Genomic DNA, 19,653 nt, shown 5'->3' on the forward strand with positions numbered 1-19,653 from the left:
GCGCCCTGTTCGGCGGCGGGATGGCCCCATGGCCCCGGCGCCACCCCTCACGCATGGCGCCGGGAACATCGCGGCCCTGTGAACCTGTCCCAGGGGCTCAGCCGAGGGTCAGCATGCCCGACCAGCCGCCGCTGGGGACCGCGGTATAGGCTCCGACGGCTGAACGGCCACCCGGGTAGAAGCGGACGGATCCGGTTCCCGTGACCGCCCAGATGTCCGGGATGGCGTCACCGTTGGCGTCGGCCGTGCCGAACGCCAGTTTGATGTCGGTGGTGGTCCAGCCGGACGTCGCGTAGTCGGTGTTGTCCACGCCGCCGGCCGAAAGCCCCGAGGTGGACAACGAGTCGAGGTCGACGCCGCCGGTCGCGCTGTTCTTGATTCCCGTACGCAGTGCGAGACGGCCGCTGCTGACGATCCGGTAGAGCATGTCCGTGACCCCGTCCCCGGTGATGTCCTGGAGACTGACCAGGTCACGGGTCGCCCACGCCGGGCCGGTGTTCAGCGCCCTGGCCGCCTCGACGGTGGCCCCGTTGTAGCCGGTGAGAGCCCACACCGTTTCCACGGTGTCGCTGTCCTTCACGGTGAGGAAGAAGTCGGGCTTGCCGTCCCCCGTGGCGTCCCCGGAGGACACGATCTGGGTGACGGCCGCGAGGTTGGGCCCTCCTGCCGGGAGCAGGATCTCCTGCCGTTTGTCGATGTTGACCGCGCCGTAGCCGTCGCCCGGGTAGACCCACAGTTTGCCCTCACGCACGGCGACGAGGTCTTGGAGACCGTCGCCCCCGTAGATGTCGCCGAGGTGCGCGAGCATCGTGTTCTTCCAATACCCCGAGAGCGGACCGAGATAGAGCGGCTCGTCGTCGGCCACGTTGCCGTTCGGGTCCTTCGCCGGGTTCTCCCGGTAGGAGCCGGACATCGCGGGCCCGAACGTACCGGTCCCCTTGGTCAGGTCGGAGTTGCCCCTGTTGGGATACATCCAGAGGTCGCCGGTGGCGGTCACCACCATCAGGTCCGCGAACTCGTCACCGGTGAGGTCGCCCGCCGCGTCGGCCTTGTCCCTGGGGGTGACGTAGAAGAAGTACTTCCGGGGTTCCGACACATGGCCCACGTCGTCAACTGCCCGTACGTACAGCACATTCGGCCCGGCGAGTGGCGGTTTGGCGCCGTTCCAGGTGGTCGTGGTCGACGTCGTGGCGCCGTTCAGGCGGGGGAGGGAAGCGGTGTACGTGGGCGTGTTGAAGGCGAACTCGTACTTCACCACATCCGTCTGCGTGGCCCTGAAGACGAAGGACCCCGCCGTGCCGAACTTCACCTTGCTCCAGATGGAGTCCGCAGCCTCGTTGTGCAAACCGTTCCTGTTGCTGTCCCCGTCGGGAAACTGGACCGAGGTGACGACCGGTGGCGTCGGCCGTGAACTGTCGAAGACGAAGCGGCAGTAGGGTGACTTCGAGGGCGCGAATGCGGACGTGGCCCCTGCCTTGTCCACGGCCCTCACTCGCCAGGAGTACGTGGTGCCGTTCTTCAGCCCGCTGGTGGAGAACGGCTCGGTGTGTTCCCGGGTCGAACCGGACTGGCCGTCGATCGGTACCGTGCTCTTGGAACCCAGCAGGTTGCCGCTGCCGTTCGTCGGCCACAGTTCGAAGCGGAGCGAGGCCAGGTTGTTGTCCTTGTCGGTCGCGCTCGCCCAGAAGGTGATCGAGGAAGCGCCCACGTTGACATACGGCGCGATGGTGTCGCACGACAGGTCGGGATCGAGGTCCAACCTGGTGGGTGCGCCCGGCGGGCGGTTGTAGACCAGCTCGATGTACGGGCCGTTGTCCTTGTCTGCCGCGAACTTCTTCCAGGAGTACGCGGAGCCCTCGTCACCCGCGCGCAGACCGAGGGTCAGGGAGTCCGCGCCGTCCGAAAGCGCCTTCTGGGCGGCACGTTTGACGTCGAACTCTTCGTACTCGTCCGGGCAGGACGCTGCCTTGTACCCGTGGGCGAAGCTCTTGCTGGCCAGCTTGTTGCCGGCCGTCATGCTGGGTGCGTTCCGCCAGGTCGTCTTGTTGCTGATCGGCCCGGTGACGTACACGTTCACACTGCGGGGGGTGCACGACCAGGAGTACGTCTCCAGAATGTGCAGCTTCGCGGTCGTGACGGTGGAACCCTTCAGATCGGGGTTCCAGTCCATGGTGAAGAAGGACCGGGACGTCCCCCAGGTGTCCGACTCGAAGCCGACCCGCGCCTCGCTCGTTCCCTGGTTGAAGTTGCGACCGTTGTAGAAGTTCGCGTTGGGGTGACGGCTGTAGGCCGTCGTCCATTCGTTGTGGTGCTTGCGGATCGACGGGTCGACGAAGACCGGGTACACCGTGTCCGCCTCGTCGAGGAACTCCTGATCAGGCGTCAGCGTCCAGGTCGAGCCGTTCAGGTCGGTCTCGATGAGCGTGCCCTTCGAGTCCGGCTGAGGGCCGGCCAGCGACGGCAGATCGAACGTCGCGCCCGCACCCGAATGCGTCGGATCAGGCGAAGCCTCGGCCGGTACAGAGGGATTGGCGCCTTCGCCTTCCGAAGCGGACGGGTCCGGGGCCTCGTCGGTGGCGTCCGGGAGGACCTCGGCGGCCGTGTCCCCCGAGTCGACGTAGTCGGAGGTGTCGCTCGGCTCGGGGGACTCCGTCGGGGACTCGGAGTCGTCGGGTGCGCTCGACTCGTCCTCGGACAACGACTCCGAGGTGGTCGGTGAAGCGCTGCTGCCGGCCTGGCCGTTGGTGAGCGCCGGAGTGCCCGAGCTGTCCCACATCAAGGGGGTGGGGGAGACCGCCACCTCCTCGCCGTCGCCGTCCTCGGCGCTGATGATGCCGGTGGTCGGGTCCAGGGAGAAGCTGAGATCGGGGGAGGACAGACCGTACGACAGCTGCGCCACCCGGGAATCGGCCGCCGCCGCACGGGTCTTCAGGACGAGCAACTGCGCGAAGCCCCCGTCGTCCGCCGTCAGCACGAGGTCGGCGCCGGGCAGGATCTCCGGGTAGAGCGCTCGCGAACCATCGATGATGGGCGTCGGAATGTCATAGGGCCAGGTCAGGACGATGTCGTGGTCGCCGGTGGTCAGGGTCACCAGCGCGTTGCCGGTCGTCGTGGTGTCCGCCTGCGCCAGCAGGGGGACACGGAGCGCGCCCGCGCCACGGTCGGCCCGGTCGTCCTGTCCACGGGCATCCGTACCCGCCGAAAAGGTCATCCGTACGTTCGTCGCCTTGGGGGACCAGCCGTCCTTGGTCTGCCCGAGCGCGGTGTCGATCGCTCGCCAAGTCCCGTCCGTCTTGGCCCTGATGGGCGTCGCGTGGATTCGCCGCTGCAACAGGCCGTCCGGTCGTGCCCACGTGGTCTCGTACGCGGTGCGCAGCGCCGTGATCTCGACCGGCTTTCCGGTCCGCGCCGCCTTCGCCGCGGCCTCGGCCTGACTCAGCGGCGCGCTGTGCCGGGGCTTCGCCTCCGGCTGTGACCGCTCCCCGCCGCCGCGCAACCCGGCGTACGTCAGGCCGGAGGCCGCGACGGCGGCCACGACGGCCGCCGCGATGATCCGGCGACCGGGTCTGCGGCGCCATCTGCTCGGCCGTGTGCTCGACATGCGCGAGTTTTCCTTCCCCCCTGGGACAACGGGACCAGAGCATGGCCCAATGCGCGGCTGCCGTCACGTGCCGGTTTTCGGGGACGAGCAGAAGGTGGTCTCTTGATGTGCCCTAAAGAGCCACTTTGGAAGCGATTGACCCGTACATGATGTGATCATTTCCACTAACCCGCAGGGAACTCTGGCTTTCCTTACAACCGCGACAAAGAATCTCCACACGTTCTTTGATGTGGTTTTGCCTGCGTGCGGCCTTCCCAGGCGGCCGCTTCATGCCGTCCGGGGGGACCAGCAGTGTCATTCTTTTCGTCCGCGCGCTTCAGAAACCGTCGGTCCGTCCTGCTCTCGACCGCGGTGCTGACACTGTCGATCGCCATGCTGCCGACGCAGGCCCTGGCCACCCCGCCGGATCCGGCGAGCGCGGAAGTACCCCGCGATGACGTCCCGTTGGAGGAACTCCCCGACGAACAGCTCGTCACGGGGACGAATGTCGAGGCCAAGCTCGGCAAGATCGGGCTGTCCGCTCCGGCCAACCAGGACAGAGCCCCGGCCGGTACCACCACCCCGGCCACCTCCGGCACCGAACCGGTCGACTTCGGGAGCGCCACGTCAACGGCCGCTCTGCAGACCGGCTCCGCTGTGACCCAGGCCGCCTACAAACCCGCCGGCAGCCTGCCGGTGAAGCTGGGCCAGGCCCCGGACGCCGCCGCGCCGACAGGCTCCTGGTCTGTCACCGTCTCCCCGCGTACGGCGCCCGTGTCGACCGGCGTCGACGGCGCGGTGGTCTCGGTGACCGCGCCCGCCACCGGCTCGGTGCCGATCTCCGTCCAGCTCAGTTACAAGACGTTCGAGAATCTCTACGGGGCCGACTGGGCCTCCCGCCTGCACTTCGTCCAGTTCCCCGAGTGCTACCTCACGACCCCGGACCTGGAGGAGTGCCAGGCGTACACCGAGCTGGACACGGACAACGACACCAGCGCCAAGACCATCACCGCCACCGTCGACACCGCCGCCGACGGCACCGTCTCCAGCGCCTCGGCCTCAGCCGCCCCCGCAGCCTCCTCCGGCGTCATCCAGGCCTCGTACACCCAGGCCCAACCGGCAGCCGCCACCGGCGACAAGGCGGTCATCGGCGCCGTGGACTCCGGTGGGAGCGCGGGCGGTTCGTTCAAGGCGACCCCTCTGGCCTCCAGCGGCAAATGGGCGGCCGGCACTTCGTCGGGTGCGTTCACCTGGTCCTACCCGATCACGGTCCCGCCCGCGCCCGCCGGGCCCGCCCCGCAGATCGCCTTCGGCTACAACTCGCAGACCGTGGACGGCAAGACCGCCACCTCATCCCCGCAGGTGTCATGGATCGGCGAGGGCTGGGACTACGACCCGGGCCACATCGAGCGCCGATACCGCAGTTGCAAGGACGACCGCGACGACGTCACCGACGGGGCGGCCAACAACAAGGAGAAGAAGTACAAGACCTCGGACCTGTGCTGGGTCTCGTACAACGCGGTCATGTCGCTCGGCGGCCGGACGGTCGAGCTGGTGCGGGCCAGCTCCACCTCCGAGATCTACCGTCCCCAGAACGACGACGGAACCCGCGTCGAGTTGAAAACCGGGGGTGACAACAAGGACGACAACGGTGAGTACTGGCTCGTCACCACGCCCGACGGCACGAAGTACTACTTCGGCCAGAACAAGGTGGGCGGTTCGCACGCCGACACCGACTCCGTCTTCACCGTCCCTGTCTACGGCAACCACCCCGGCGAGCCCTGCCGCCAGGCCGCCTTCGCCGACTCCCGTTGCTCCCAGGCCTGGCACTGGGGTCTGGACAAGGTCGTCGACGTCAACGACAACGCGATGATCGTCAACTGGAAGCGGGAGACGAACTACTACGCGGCCAACAAGAAGTTCAAGACCCCGGTGTCGTACGACCGCGGTGGCTACCCGCTCTCCATCGAGTACGGCCTGCGCACCAGCGACCTCAACTCGCCCTCCGCGAGGGTCCTCTTCAATGCCCAGCAGCGGTGCCTTCAGGCCGACGGATCCTGCGCCGCGGCGAAGTTCGACGTCACCGACGACCCGGCCTCGTACCAACCCTGGTGGGACAGCCCCGGCAACCTCAACTGCAAGTCCACGTCCAAGCTCTGCCCGGCCTTCCCCTCCTTCTGGACCCGGATACGCCTGGCGTCCGTGACCACCGAGGCCGCCCGCCCCGGCACTCCCGGGCTGACCAAGGTCGACACGTACACGCTTCGCCAGTCATTCCCGCGCGACTGGTACGACACCTCGCCGGCCCTCTGGCTCAACTCCATCACCCGTACCGGCTTCGCCCCCGGTGACACCACCGGCACCGTGATGTCGGCGGACGGCGTCAGCTTCGCCCCCTACACCGTCGCCTCACAAGGCGAGCCGCTGAGCGGCCACTACAACGACAGCCATCTCCCCAACCTCGTCCCCCGCAGCAAGAACGACGCGCGTCCGGGTTTCATCCGCCCCCGCATCGGCAATGTCCGCACCGAGCAGGGCGGTTCCATCGCGGTGAGGTACACAGGTGGGTGCCGGACCCAGCCGACGGTTTCTCCCGAGAACAACGACGGCACCTGCTACCCGGTCCGGTGGTCTCCGGACGGTGAGGTGGAGACCCCGAAGATCGCCTGGTTCAACAAGTACGTCGTCGACACGGTGATCGAGACCGACAGGATTTCCGGGGTCTCCGACGCGATGGTCACCAAGTACACCTACAAGAACCCGGCCTGGGGCAAGGACGACGACGAGTTCTCCAAGCCGTCCCTGCGTACCTACGGTGTGTGGCGTGGCTACCAGCAGGTGGAGACGGCCGAGGGTGCCGAGAACGGCGGCGCGACTGCGGGTGTCACCCAGACCCAGTCCTACTCGGTCGTCCGCTACTTCCGCGGTGCGGGCGGTGCGGTCAAGGACTCCAAGGGCGAAGTGACGCTCCTGGCTGACGACGCACCCCAGTATGCGGGCATGGTCGCGGAGACCATCAGCTACACGGGCACCGGCGGCCCCGCCGTCAAGCGGATCCTCAACTACCCCTGGTCCAAGCAGACCGCCTCCCGCACCCGGGACAACGACACCTCGCCCCTACTTGCCCACCGGACCGGCGTCCGCCGTACCGACGCGATTCAGAAGGTCTCCGACAGCTGGCAGGCGGTACGCACCGAGACCGAGGTCGACCCCGACCACGGCCTGCCCGTCCAGGTGCAGACATCCGTGGTCAAGCCCGGGTCCGGCGGCGCCGAGACCTTCAGCGAGTACCGCTGCACCAGGACCGAGTACGCCAACAACGTGACGGCCGCCAACATCATCGGCCTGCCCAAGCAGGTCCGTACGACGGCGACCTCCTGCGCGGCCCACGACTCCGCCGACCCCGCGACCCAGCTGATCAGCGCCACCCGGACCAGCTACGACTCCCTCACCTACGGCGCCGTGCCGGTCCGGGGCCTGCCCACCAGCGTGGCGAGCAACCCCGCCTCGGGCTCCGGCTACTCCGTCGTCACCACCTCCACCTACGACGACCTGGGCCGGATCCGCATCGTGACGGCCCCCGACTCCGTCGGCGTGGTCAAAACCGAGACGCAGTACACCCCCGCTTCCGGTGGCCCGGTGACCGCCGTCAAGACGATCAACCCGGCAGGCCACACCTCTCTCACCACCTTCGACCCGGGCCGTGGCCTTCCGCTCACCGTCACCGACGCCAACAACCGCGTCACCCGCACCGAGTACGACGCGCTCGGCCGCCTGGTCAACGGCTGGTCCGCCGCCCGCTCCTCGGGCAACCAGACTCCGAACGTCAAGATCACCTACCAGATGGCCAAGGCCACCGACAGCGTGACCAAGCCCAGCACGGTGACTGTCGAGACCCTCCGGGACAACGGCACCTACGCCAGGCAGACCACCATCTACGACGGACTCTCGCGCCCCTTCCAGACCCAGGCCGAAGCCCACGGCCGGGGCCGCGTCATCACCGACACCCGCTACGACGACCACGGCCTGGTCAGGGAGCAGACCGGCGGCTACCTGGTCCAGGGCGAGCCGCAGGCCACGCAGTTCAAGCGCAAGTCCGACTCGCTCGTGCCCACCATGAACCGGACCGTGTACGACGGCCTGGAGCGCCCGATCAAGACGACGACGCTCCACAGCGGCAAGGCCGTCTACTCCAACTCGGCCACCTACGGCGACGACTGGACGCTCACCAGCCCGGCCGGCGGCGCCACACCCCCCGTCAAGACCTCGACCGACGCCCTCGGCCGCGTCACCCTGGTCCAGCACTACACCGACAGCGGCCTCAGCCACTGGCGCAGCACCCGGTACTCCTACGACGCCCGTGGCAACCGCCAGCAGGTCAAGGACCCGGCAGGCAACGTATGGACGTACAACTACGACTCCCGCGGCCGGATGACCGACTCCACCGACCCCGATGTCGGCACGTCGTCCTTCACCTACGACGACCTCGACCGCCGCAAAAGCGCCACGGACTCCCGCAACCTCACCACCTTCACGGACTACGACGTGACAGGCCGGGTCAAGGCGGTCCGCGAAGGATCGGCGACCGCGTCCCCGATCATCGAGTACGCGTACGACCCGACGGGCGCACTCGGCCAGTTGTCCTCCACGACCCGCCATGACCGGACCGGCGACTACGTGGACCGGATCACCGGCTACGACACCGACTACCACCCCACGGGCCGCGAGGTCACCATCCCGGACGGTGCGGCGACTGCCGGTCTGGCAGGCAAGTACGCGTACGCCTACACGTACACGCCGACCGGCAAACCGCTGACGGCCACCCTCCCGGCGGTCGGCGGGCTGGCCAAGGAGAAGGTCGTCACCCGCTACGACAGCGACGGCCTGGCCGAGTCCACCTCCGGCCTCAGCTGGTACACGTCCGACGTCACCTACTCCCCGTACGGCGAGGTCCTGCGCACGGTCAGCGGCCCCCAGCCCTACCGCGTGTGGACCACCAACTTCGTCGACGAGCACACCGGACGTGTCCAGCGCAGCGTCTGGGACCGCGAGACCGACGCCTCCCACCGCATCACCGACGCCTACTTCTCCTACGACCGGGCGGGCAACGTCACCTCCGCCGCCCGTCAGCAGATGGACGGCACCGTCGGCACGACCGACAACCAGTGCTTCACCTACGACCAACTCGGCGAACTCGTCCACGCCTGGACATCCAACGTCGCCATCGACACGGTGGCGAGCGGCGGTAAGGGGTGCAGGTCTGCCTCCGGCACCAACTGGGGCTACCGCGCGGACGGTCAGACCTCCGCCGGTCCCATCGCCGAGGCCGCCGACTCCGCCACGGACACCACGGCCCCGGACAGTGACCTGACGGCTTCCCTGTCCAGGACGGCCCCTGCCTCGGGCACGGTCTCCACCGGCTCCACGGCCTACTGGGACGCCTACACGTTCGACGTCACCGGCAACCGCACGTCGCTGACCGAGCACGCGTCCGGTGCGACGGCCGCGACGGCGACCACCGCCTACGGGTACGGCACCACCAACACGACAACCCGCCCCCACCTCCTCACCTCCCGCACGGTCACCAAGCCCAACACCACCCCCGTCACCAGCAGCTACGCCTACGACGCCGCAGGCAACACCACCGCCCGCCCGGGTGCCGTCACCGGCCAGTCCCTCGTCTGGACGGCCCAGGGCAAGCTCGCCACCGCCTCCGACGGCAACGAGAACCCCGCGGCCATCACCGGCCTGGGCGGCTTCTGCCTCGACGTCCGCAACGCGGCCACGGCCGACGGCACGGTGATCCAGATCTCCACCTGCAACAGCGGCGACGCCCAGAAGTGGACGCTGGGCCTGGGCGGCCAGCTCAAGGCGCTCGGCAAATGCGCTACGGCCGTCGGAACCGCCGACAGCGGCGCGGTCCAGCTCTCCACCTGCAACAGCTCCGACGCCCAGAAGTGGACGCTCGGCGCGAACGGCAGCCTCAAGAACACGGCCTCCGCCCGCTGCCTGGACATCCCCGGCTCCAGCCCGGCTTCCGGCACCGCCCTCCAGATCGCCACCTGCGCCAACTCCACCGACCAGCGCTGGACCCTCACCGACCGCACCGACTACGTCTACGACGCGAGCGGCAACCGCCTCCTGGAGCGCACGAAGTCCGGCGCCACGCTCTTCCTCGGCGAAACCGAGGTGACCACCAACACCGCCGGCACGATCACCCGCGCGGTCCGCGCCTACGCCCACCCGGGCGCCCCGACGGTCGTCCGCACGACCGCAGGCACGGCCACCGGCCACAAACTCACCATCCTGCTCAACGACCCCCTCGGCACGGCCACCACCGCCGTCGAGGAATCCGCGGGCCAGCCTCTGACGCGTCGCGCTTTCAAGCCGTACGGCGAATCCCGGGGCACGCCGGCCACGGCCTGGCCAAACCGTCACACTTATCTGGGTGTCGGTATTGATGACACGGCTACGACTGGGCTCACTCATATCGGGGCTCGGGAGTACGACCAGTCGACGGGGCGCTTTGTCTCTGCGGACCCGATCATGGACATCGCCGATCCGCTCCAGATGAACGGGTACGCGTACTCCAACAACAGCCCGGTCTCCCATTCCGATCCGACGGGTCTGTGGATCGATGACGGCACGGGTCACAGCGAGTCGCGCGGCGGACCTTCTGGCTCCGAGAGCACGGCTTCTGATGACGCTGCAGGCGGGAACGGATCTGGCAGTGGCGGCAACACCACTGGGGCCGAACGTAATGGAGGCAGGACGAACCTCGGAAACTGCCTGTCGATGCAGTCGAACGCGCATGATGCAGCGGTTTGCACCACCGGGTTTGCTGCTGCGAGCTGGGCACAGAAGAATGGTATCGCAGGATACGTGACGGTTGATGTCGGCACTGGCGGTAGGGATGCCAACATGATTCCGGGTGCTAAGGCGGATGGCTTGGGGGGTAAGGGGCATGCGGATGTGATCTTTTGGGCGAATGGAGAGGTCTACATCTGGGAAGTGAAGCCAAACGCCAGTAAGTTCGCGACGAATTCCAAGCAACACCAGTACTCGTTCGTGAAGGGACCTGAACAGCTTGCTCGCTACATTAACAAGCTGGAGACGTTCTTGGAGGGGCAAGGAGACGATCGAGTCGTCGACGCGGGCCCAGCGCTTTCTTCCGGGAGTTTTATGTACCGGGTGAACAAGAAGGGCAGAGTGTGGTCCGACCAGGACTATGCAGGGATGCGTTACTACGGAACCGACAGTGACAGAAGGAGGCAGGGGTCTGCAGTGCCGAGTCCCAGCCCAGGGGCTAGCCCGAACGCGGAGGTCATTCCTCGCACGTCGAGCCACCCAAATCCTGGTCCTTCGCCGTCGAACACGGGTTTCTACGAGACACTTCCGCCGGGACAGGGGGCGTTCTGGGGTACGGAGACTGCTCAGATTCTGTCTGCATTCGGGGGGTTTGCGATGATGACTCCTGTGGGTCACGGTATCGGCGCCGGGGCCACAATCCTCTACGAACTCGCGGCTTAAGATGTTCTTGAAGGCCTTTGGTCGGCCGCTGAGACATCGGGTGGTTCACGAGAAGCCGCCCCGTGTACTCGCGGGGCCGTCGGTATCGGCGTAGGGGTCGATTCAAGAGTTACCGGGTTCCATTGGAAGATGGGCCTGGTGGGCATCGACGGCATACATTGTGAATGAAGGAGGTCCACGGTGAGCTTGCTGGCGAGTGTGACCCTCGATTCCAGGACGGAAGGCGGGGTGGGAAACGGAATCGCGTCATGGTTCGAGGCTGCCTTCGAAGGGCCGCTGGCCAGGTTCTTGGATCTTGAGCGGCGGGGCTCCGCTACGTCACTGGCTGCAACTCAGATGGGGGAAGGCGAGAAGCGTAAAGAATTCTCGCTACCCTCGGGTGAATGGGGCTCGATGCGTCAGGAGTTGATGATTGGCCCTGAAGTCGCGGATGTACTTGTTACCCGCTCGGATTCGGATCGTCCAGCGGCGCATGTGCATAGTTCAAGTATTCTTGTGAGGCGACCAAACGTCGAAGTCCAGCTTTTGCTGAGTGGAGATGGCATGTCGATGGGTGATGATTCTTCTTTCTCAGCCGACATCGTCAATTTCTTGGTTTCGGCGTTGGATTCGACTAATCCCGCATTCGGTCGGGTCTGTGTAGGCGAGCCTATGAAGGAAAAGACGAACCTAGATACAGTCTTGAGGAAAAAAATTTGGAGGTCTGTTTCCGAGGCGCGGCATTTCCTGCGTGGCTACGCGTGGGTGACGGTGTGCCCTGAGGAACTCACTGAAGAGTTGGGCGGCGCTGGCTCCTTGGAGCGAACCGGTGCTTTTCATCGAGTTTTCCCTCTCGCATCGGGTGGAACCGTGTTGCAGGCGACCGAGACGGTCTCGGGGTACTCGGAGGAGGCAATGCACAGGACGTTCGAGATCCTGGCCCCGGTCCTGCCCTCTGGCCTTCCACGTTTCGACCCGGCAAATCCCATGGTGCGGTTCGTTCCGGAAGACGCCGGTCGATTCGGGCGGCGTCCCAGGTGACTATTGAATTGCGGTGTTCGCGTAGAGTTTCTCTGCTCCGATCCGTATGGCGTAGTGCGTTTCCGGACTACGACTGAGAGTTGGCTCGTTGGTGCTCTTCGCAGTCGGGTGGAAGGTTCCTGCGTCGGTTTGATGTTGAAGGATCTTCACTACTTGGACCACGTGTGGGGAGTCCAGAGCGATCGAGTGGTTCGCCGGAGGAGCTATGAGAGTTGTTCCCGTCGATCATCTGCACAGGCTCATCTGCAGGTCTTGAGTATGCGGATGAGGCTGGAGAACGCGTCGTGGCCGACCGAGAGGATGGATGAAGAGGCGGGGGCTGACGAGTCGGCGAGCAGGACTGTTTCTCTGGTGACGGCTATATGGACGCAGGCCTCGCCTTGGGCGCAGTAGGACGACTTCTGCCAGGTTATGGCGGGCATCTCGGGTTCCTTCACAGGCGGTTGGCGATGTCGTGGATGAGGTTCTGGGACTCCGTCGGGCGGAGGGCGGCGGCCTCCAAACGCTTGAGGAGCAGCCGGTACTGGGCCAGTTGGGCCTCGGAGTCGATGAACCCGGGGCCGTGAGACTGGTCCAGCTGTGCGGTGTCGAGTGTTGGTACGGGGCCGCTCACGTAGTAGACCGACTGGCCCGATCCGGGGTACGAACCCGCGTCGAACGGGATCACGCGGATCGACACGTGCTCGTGCTCGCCCACTTTGATCAAGTGCTGGAGCTGGGCGCGGGTCACGTCCGGGCCGCCGAACTTCATGCGCAGGGCCGCTTCGTGGATCACCGCCCGGTAGGGGACGGCGTGTTCCCGGTAGAGGACGGCCTGGCGTTTGACCCGGAACGAGACACGGTGCTCAATCTCCGGCGGGGACAGTTCGGGGACGGCCTGGCGGTAGATCTCGCGCGCGTGGTCGACGGTCTGGAGCAGGCCGGGGATGTGCATGCTGTGCGCGGCATACAGGCTTGTGCCGTGGGGCTCGATCTCCGCGAGGTCGAGCAGCTTGGGCGGGAGAATGTCCCGGTACTCCTCCCACCAGCCGCGCTTGCGCTCCCCGATCATGGCGACGAGGGCCTCGACGAGCGCCGGGTCCGTGCAGGAGTACGTGCGTGCCATCACCCGTACACGGTCCGCGCTGACGCCGAACCGAGCCACTTCGATGTTGCTCAGCTGCCCGGAGCTGGTGCCCAGCAAGGCAGCCGCCTGAGTGGTGGTCATGCCGGCGCGCTCGCGCAGCTTGCGCAGCTCGACGCCGAGCCGTGTGCGTCGGGCGGTGGGAGCTGCCCTGCCTGCCATGTTAGAAATCTCCCTAAAATGTCCCGAATTGAGGCGTCACCCACACGAGTGGAACTCTAAAGGAATCCGGTCATACGGTGAAAGTAATCCTTGCTCGACCTTAGTCTGGATCCCAGGCGCCCCCGCCCAGAAGCACCCCGCTCGACGGAGCGGCCACGGTCACTGGGCAATGCAACGCGACACAACGCAAGCGAGCACAACGTACCGACACCATCCAACTCCCCTCCGTGATCGGAGACTTCCGATGGCCACCGTATCGCCGTCATCCCCCTCCTGGAGCTACGCCCTCACGCTCCCGCACGATCCCCGCGCACCGGGCATCGCCCGTGCGACCCTGCGCACAGTCCTGGCCGCCCACGACCTCGCCCATCTCACCCCCACCGCCGAACTCCTCGCCTCCGAACTGCTCACCAACGCGCACCTTCACACCAGGGGTCCGTACATGCTCCGCCTCCTCGCCACCGAACCCGACCGACTCCGGGTCGCGGTCTGGGACACGGACCCTCGGGTCCCACCGGGCTTCCGCGATGAGGGAGCCCCCCCTGGTCGTACCGCCGGACGACGCCGAAAGCGGGCGCGGCCTGCACCTCGTACAGGCGTGCGCCGACGCGTGGGGCGTGGTGATGCTGCGGGAGCCGGGGGCGTCGACGGGTGGGAAGCTGCTGTGGGCGGAGTGCGGGCGGACGAGGGTGACCGGATGATCACACGCCCTGTCCGTCTTCCGTGAGCGGCGTCGGCGGTCGCGGCGACGGCGCACGACCTGAGCTACGAAATCGCGTTCGGCCCCCTGCTCCATATATCATGCGTGCTATGGATGGCGGAGGGTACTCGATCGAGATCGAGCCGGAGGTCCGGCTGTGGCTGGAGAACATTCCTGCCCAGCACTACAAGCAGGCCGAACGTGTCGCCGACCTGCTCGCCGAACAGCCCACCACGCTCGACGAACCCCACTCCCGCCACCTGGGTGGCAAGCTCCGCGAGCTGCGTTTCCGGCTCGGTGATGCCCACCAGCGCGTTACCTACTGGCTGGCACCCGACCGACGCGTAGTGCTGCTCACCGTGTTCCGCAAGACGAAGATGCGCGAGCAGTCCGAAGTGGACCGCGCGCACGCCGCTCAGCGGCTGTGCGAAGCCGAGCACCAGGCAGCCGCCGAGCACGACCTCTACAGCCGTGACCTCAAGGAGACTCGATGAATCACAGCCAATGGAGAACCCGTCGGCACCGCCAGCTGATCGGCGAACACCTCGAGGCCGACCCTGAGTACGACCGCGTCTACGAAGAGGCCAGCCTGGCCATGAAGCTGGGCAAGGCCGTCTACGACCGGCGCAAGGAACTCGGGCTGAGCGAGGCCGACCTGGCCGAGCGCCTGCACACCACCACCGACGAGATCGAAGGCATCGAGACCGCCACCGAACTGCCGCCCATCGCCGTCATTATGCGTCTGGCCCGAGCCCTGGACCTCACCGTCGACATGCACCTTGCCCCTGGTGACGAGCCTACTGTCACCATCGTCACCCCGGCCGCCTGAGCCCGGGAGAGGCCATGCACGACGCCCCCACAGCACTTGCCCGCGAGCTGGGTCGACTCGTCCACGACCGGCGCACCGAGCTCGGACTGTCCCAGGCCGAGCTGGCTGGTCGGTGCGGGATGAAACAGCCGCAGATTTCCCGTTTCGAAGCTGGCGGCACGGTCCCCACCCTTCCGCTGCTGCGCCGCCTGGCGCGTGCCCTTGGTGCCGACTTGACCATCAGTCTCACTCCGCACGACGAAGCCGCTTGACGTGGACTTCGAAATCCCGAGAAACCTCCGCGTCGTGGTGTGGGACACCGGCCCTCGGGTCTCGTCCGGTTTCTCGGCAGCGGGAAGGTCGCCCCAGTCTCTGTAGCCGTGCCGTACGCCCGGAAGACTCCGAAGGCAGGCGCGGGCTGCATTAGTACGGGCGTGTGCCGACTCGTGGGGTGTGTCCGCGGGGCGGGAGCCGGGGGCATCGAAGGGCGGGAAGCTGCTGTGGGCCGAGTGCGGGCGGACGTAGGTTCAGCCGTCCAGATCCACCCGCACCGTCAGCAGATTCGTCCCCAGGGTCCGTACGCCTGTGCTGTTGACCTTCGGCAGTGTGCGCAGGCGGGCGATCGGGTCGTCGTCCGGCAGGAGGTGGGCCGTGCCCGAGTGCCATCGCCCCCCGACCCGCACCCGTACCCGCGGGTTCGCCTTGATGTTCCGTATGTACTGGGACTTCTCGCCGAACTCCGAGACCAGCCAGAACTCGTTGCCGACACGGCGTCCGCCGAGCGGGGTGACGCGGGGGAGTCCGGACGTGCGGCCCGTGGTCTCCAGGAGGGTCTGGAAGGGGAGACGGCGCGTGACGGGGTTGCCGATCCGCCGCTGGAAGGCGGTGGCGGCCTTGAATCTGAACTCTCTGAAGCCGGACATCCTGTTCCTGTGCCTCCTGCGCTCGTGTGGTTGCCGCTGCGTGCTCTTGAATGGTCTCCCAGAGAGACGACGGCTGGGCGAGCGGGTGGGCGGTGGCGGGTATGCGCGTGGTGACCTGGAACCTGTGGTGGCGGTTCGGGCCCTGGGAAGCGCGGCAGAAGGCGATTCTGTCCGTCCTGCGGGATCTGCGGCCCGACGTGGTGGGGCTGCAGGAGGTCTGGGAGTGCGACGGAGAGAATCTCGCCGGGTGGCTTGCCGACGAGCTGGGGCTGCACTGGACCTGGGCGCCGTCCGAGGTTCCCGAGCGCTGGCAGCGGCGTATCGGGGGCGAGAAGGTCAACGTCGGCAACGCGGTGCTGAGTCGCTGGCCCGTCGTCGAGAGCGAGGCGATGCGGCTGCCGGCGCCGGACGACCTGGACGACGGGCGTCTTGCCCTGTACGCCCGGCTCGCCGCCCCCGGCCATCACGTGCCCTTCTTCACCACGCACCTCACCTCCGCGCCCCACGCCTCGGCGGTCCGCCGCCGACAGGTCACCGCACTCGCGGAGTTCGTGGCGAAACGCCGTGACGGCACCGCCTTCCCGCCCGTCATCACCGGCGACTTCAACGCCTGGCCCGACTCCGACGAGATCCGTCTGTTCGGTGGCTACAAGACGGCCCCGCCCGTCCCCGGCCAAGTCTTCCTGGACGCCTGGGAGTTGGCCGACCCGGCGGCTCCGTCGGCGACTTGGGACGCCGCCAATCCGTATGTCGCCGCAGGCTTCGGCCCCAGCGTGCGGATCGACTACGTCTTTGTCGGGCCTTCGGGCCGGGGTGGACTCGGGCATGTGCGCAGGGTGGAGCGGGCGGGGCACGGGTCCGTGGGCGGCATCTGGCCGTCCGATCACGCGGCGGTGATGGCGGATCTGGCGTCAGCTTGAGCCGACACCGGCCATGCCCCGGAGAGATCGTCAGCCTGAGCCGACGGCGGCTCACGCTGCGGAGAGATCGTCCGGTTGAGTCGGCTCCGGCCCACCGCCCCACAAGGGATCGTCAGCCTGAGCCGACCCCGGCCTACCGCCCCAGAAAGATCGGGTTCGTGAACGCCGCCAACGCCCCCGGCAGTGGCGCCAGTACCGCTTCGTGTCGTACCTCCGCCCGGACGTACGCCGCGTACTGGGCCGTCGTACGCCACTCCACGACCCCCGCGCCCGCCACCGGCAGGACCGCGCTCGTGAACAGCACGCCCTGGTCCGTGACGAAGCGGACCGTGCAGCGCGGGGCGCCCGACACCTCCAGGCGGACCGTCACCGGGGCCGCCTTGGACACCTTCAACCGGCCCCCGATGTCCGCGTGTTCGCCCTTCGGGCCGGACGCCGTGAAGGAGAGGGTGATTGATTTGGACTCGGCTACGTAGGAACGTCCTGCCCTCAGGCCCTCCTGGATCGCCTCCCGGGTCAGGTCGTCGGCCAGGACCACCGTCTGCGGGACGCCCACCGGGTCGGGGTCGCGGTGGGCGTCGCTGTTGCCCATGGCCGGAATCCACCCCTGGCCGTCCGAGGCGCCCTCCCGCACCGACGCCACCAGCATGCCGTCCCAGTCCGCCAGCGCCACCTCGTCCTCCGGCGAGTACGCGCCGTTCCACACCTCCACCGCGTCCACGTCGTTGAAGCCGAACTTCCAGTTGCAGCCGACGCAGGTGGCATGCGGGTGGGCCGGGACCACCAGGCCCCCGGCGCGGCGGATCTGACGCGCGAACTTGCCGAAGCGGTTGTCACGGGCCCGGTAGCGCCAGTCGACGAACGTCCCCGGATCGACCCCGAGCGCGACCACGTGACCGTTGCGGGTCGTCACCTCCTCGCCCAGCATGACGAGGAGGTCGTCGCCCGCATGGTCGGCCCAATGGGCGTGCGCCGACTGGGTGTTGTGCTCCGAGGAGTTGATGAAGTCCAGGCCCGCCGCCCGCGCCAGGGCCGCGATCTCGGCCGGGGTGCGGCGGCCGTCCGAGTACCAGGAGTGCAGGTGGCAGTCGCCCCGGTACCAGGCGCGGCCCCGCCCCTTCGCGCGCTCCGGCGGGTAGACCGGGTCGACGGCCTCGCCGGGCTCGCCGTAGGTCAGCGTGATGGTGATCTCGTAGGAGAGGCCCTGCGGGGAGACCGTGTACGGGCCCAGCGCGATGTGCCAGGTGCCCGCCTTCACCGGGCCGGGGATGTAGCCGGGCGTCGCGTCGTCCGCGCGGACGAAGAACTCCGTGCGCGCCCCGCCCGACCAGCCCCGGAAGCCCTTGCCGCCCAGTTCGGTGCCGCGCTGGTCGAAGACACCGATGTCGAGCGCGTTGCCCGCGGTGCCGGCCGGGACGGTCGGGCGGTCGTAGCTGTACGAGACCCTCAACTCCCGCACCCCGTGCGGGATTTCGACGGGCAGATAGACGAAGTCGGGGGAGCCGGTGGGCAGTGTGCCCCGTACCGTCTTCGTCTCTGTGCGGTCGGCGGTGCCGGCATTTCCGTCCGCCGCCTCGGCCGGAGTGCCGTGGGAGAAGGTCACGCTTCCCAACGTAAGCGCGGCGGCGGCTCCCGTCACGAACAGGGCGCGTCTGGCCAGGGCGTTTTCCGTGCCGGTCGCGTGGTCGTCTTCGCACATGCTGCTGCTCCCAGGGTGTCGGGGTGTGACGTGGGTGACGCAGTGGTGGCGCGTACCACTTTCATAGTCACTGTCGTGCCCGGGAGTGAACTCCCGTACAAGACAGGGAGATCGGCGTCTTTCGAGCACGCAGCACACCATGTGCTCCGAACAGTGGCCCGAGTGACGTTCGACCGATGCCGACCGGTCGGTATGGACAGGTGGGGCGCCGCCCGGTACAGATATGGACATGCGCCTAGCCGTCACGATCTTCCTCACCGACGAGACGATCACCCCGACCCGACTCGCCCGTGAGCTGGAACAGCGCGGGTTCGCCGGGCTGTACCTGCCCGAGCACACACACATACCGGTCGAGCGGACCACCCCGTACCCGATGGGCGGCGACCTGCCGCCCGAGTACGGCCGTACGCTCGACCCCTTCGTCGCGCTCGGCCAGGCCGCCGCCGTCACCGAGCGGCTCGGCCTCGGCACGGGCATCACGCTCGTCGCCCAGCACGACCCGATCGACCTCGCCAAGCAGATCGCGACCCTGGACCACCTCTCCGGCGGACGCTTCACCCTCGGCCTCGGCTACGGTTGGAACGTCGAGGAGGCCGCCGACCACGGTGTGGAGTGGCGTACGCGGCGCGAGCTGACCCGGGACCGGATGGCGCTGATGCGCGCCCTGTGGGCGGACGAACCGACCGCGTACGAGGGCGAGTTCGGGAGTGTGCGGGCGAGCAGCGCGTACCCCAAGCCGGTACAGAAGCCGCGCGGCCCGGTCGTCGGCCCCCGCACCCTCGTCGGCGGAGCGGCCGGGCCGAAACTGTTCGCCCACATCAGCGAGTACGCCGACGGCTGGCTGCCGATCGGTGGGCGCGGCCTGTCCGAGTCGCTGCCCGTACTGCGGTCGGTGTGGGCGGACGCGGGCCGCGACCCGGCCGCCCTCCAGGTCGTCCCGTACGCGGTCCAGCCCACCCCTGGCAAGCTCGCCCACTATGCGGAGCTGGGCATCGAGGAGACCGTGGTGCAGCTCCCGCCGGCCGGGGAGGCGGAGGTGCTGGGCCTGCTGGACGGGTACGCCCCGTACCTGTAGCTCGGCGCTGGTTCACCGCCGGCTCGGCGGACCGCGCGGGCTCCGTGGGCGATGGCCGCCAGTTCCGCCCTGTAACGTTCGGCTGCCCGAACGGACAGGGCGGCCCCTGCGGG

General features: G+C 67.7%; 13 protein-coding genes. 8 read left to right on the top strand and 5 right to left on the bottom strand.

Annotated elements, in window-relative coordinates:
- Positions 1-97: 97 nt before the first annotated feature.
- Complete coding sequence (locus IEY89_RS01690) at positions 98-3,601, bottom strand: DNRLRE domain-containing protein (protein ID WP_189145388.1); 3,504 nt, start codon at positions 3,599-3,601, stop codon at positions 98-100.
- Between the two features lie 372 nt (positions 3,602-3,973).
- On the opposite strand from IEY89_RS01690, the gene IEY89_RS01695 reads away from it, so the two are divergent.
- Together IEY89_RS01695 and IEY89_RS01700 are read left to right on the top strand one after the other, a co-directional pair.
- Positions 3,974-11,110, top strand: coding sequence for a ricin-type beta-trefoil lectin domain protein (locus IEY89_RS01695; RefSeq protein WP_229695031.1), 7,137 nt, complete (start codon positions 3,974-3,976; stop codon positions 11,108-11,110).
- Positions 11,111-11,290: 180 nt separating this feature from the next.
- The gene (locus IEY89_RS01700) at positions 11,291-12,130 is read left to right on the top strand and encodes a hypothetical protein (protein ID WP_189145390.1); all 840 of its coding nucleotides are present in this window, start codon (positions 11,291-11,293) and stop codon (positions 12,128-12,130) included.
- A gap of 239 nt (positions 12,131-12,369) precedes the next feature.
- On the opposite strand, the gene IEY89_RS41825 is transcribed toward IEY89_RS01700, so the two are convergent.
- Positions 12,370-12,552 (bottom strand): DUF397 domain-containing protein, encoded by a 183-nt coding sequence (locus IEY89_RS41825; protein WP_189145391.1) that lies wholly within the window; start codon positions 12,550-12,552, stop codon positions 12,370-12,372.
- 11 nt (positions 12,553-12,563) lie between these two features.
- Positions 12,564-13,415, bottom strand: a complete 852-nt coding sequence (locus IEY89_RS01710; protein WP_189145392.1) for a helix-turn-helix domain-containing protein — start codon at positions 13,413-13,415, stop codon at positions 12,564-12,566.
- A gap of 527 nt (positions 13,416-13,942) precedes the next feature.
- Between IEY89_RS01710 and IEY89_RS40315 the strand changes: the two genes are divergently transcribed.
- From IEY89_RS40315 to IEY89_RS01730, 4 genes are all read left to right on the top strand, one after another.
- Entirely contained in the window at positions 13,943-14,116 is a 174-nt protein-coding gene (locus IEY89_RS40315) for an ATP-binding protein (protein ID WP_229694998.1), read from the top strand.
- A gap of 109 nt (positions 14,117-14,225) precedes the next feature.
- The gene (locus tag IEY89_RS01720; RefSeq protein WP_189145393.1) at positions 14,226-14,609 is read left to right on the top strand and encodes a type II toxin-antitoxin system RelE/ParE family toxin; all 384 of its coding nucleotides are present in this window, start codon (positions 14,226-14,228) and stop codon (positions 14,607-14,609) included.
- Positions 14,606-14,944: a helix-turn-helix domain-containing protein gene (locus IEY89_RS01725; protein WP_189145394.1), complete on the top strand. Its 339-nt coding sequence runs from the start codon at positions 14,606-14,608 to the stop codon at positions 14,942-14,944. Before IEY89_RS01720 ends, IEY89_RS01725 begins: the two co-directional genes overlap by 4 nt.
- A gap of 14 nt (positions 14,945-14,958) precedes the next feature.
- Positions 14,959-15,195, top strand: coding sequence for a helix-turn-helix domain-containing protein (locus IEY89_RS01730; protein WP_189145395.1), 237 nt, complete (start codon positions 14,959-14,961; stop codon positions 15,193-15,195).
- 255 nt (positions 15,196-15,450) lie between these two features.
- On the opposite strand, the gene IEY89_RS01735 is transcribed toward IEY89_RS01730, so the two are convergent.
- Positions 15,451-15,846, bottom strand: a complete 396-nt coding sequence (locus tag IEY89_RS01735) for a nitroreductase family deazaflavin-dependent oxidoreductase (protein ID WP_189145396.1) — start codon at positions 15,844-15,846, stop codon at positions 15,451-15,453.
- A 101-nt stretch (positions 15,847-15,947) separates the two neighbouring features.
- On the opposite strand from IEY89_RS01735, the gene IEY89_RS01740 reads away from it, so the two are divergent.
- Positions 15,948-16,766 carry an endonuclease/exonuclease/phosphatase family protein gene (locus IEY89_RS01740; protein WP_189145680.1) on the top strand — a complete coding sequence of 273 codons (819 nt, stop codon included), beginning with the start codon at positions 15,948-15,950 and terminating at the stop codon, positions 16,764-16,766.
- Positions 16,767-16,899: 133 nt separating this feature from the next.
- Here IEY89_RS01740 and IEY89_RS01745 read toward each other — a convergent pair whose 3' ends face one another.
- Positions 16,900-18,465 carry a CehA/McbA family metallohydrolase gene (locus tag IEY89_RS01745; RefSeq protein WP_189145397.1) on the bottom strand — a complete coding sequence of 522 codons (1,566 nt, stop codon included), beginning with the start codon at positions 18,463-18,465 and terminating at the stop codon, positions 16,900-16,902.
- Positions 18,466-18,694: 229 nt separating this feature from the next.
- Between IEY89_RS01745 and IEY89_RS01750 the strand changes: the two genes are divergently transcribed.
- Positions 18,695-19,540: an LLM class F420-dependent oxidoreductase gene (locus IEY89_RS01750; protein WP_189145398.1), complete on the top strand. Its 846-nt coding sequence runs from the start codon at positions 18,695-18,697 to the stop codon at positions 19,538-19,540.
- The last annotated feature ends 113 nt before the right edge of the window (positions 19,541-19,653 follow it).

It is taken from the genome of Streptomyces lacrimifluminis (assembly GCF_014646095.1).
GTDB classification, from domain to species: domain Bacteria; phylum Actinomycetota; class Actinomycetes; order Streptomycetales; family Streptomycetaceae; genus Streptomyces; species Streptomyces lacrimifluminis.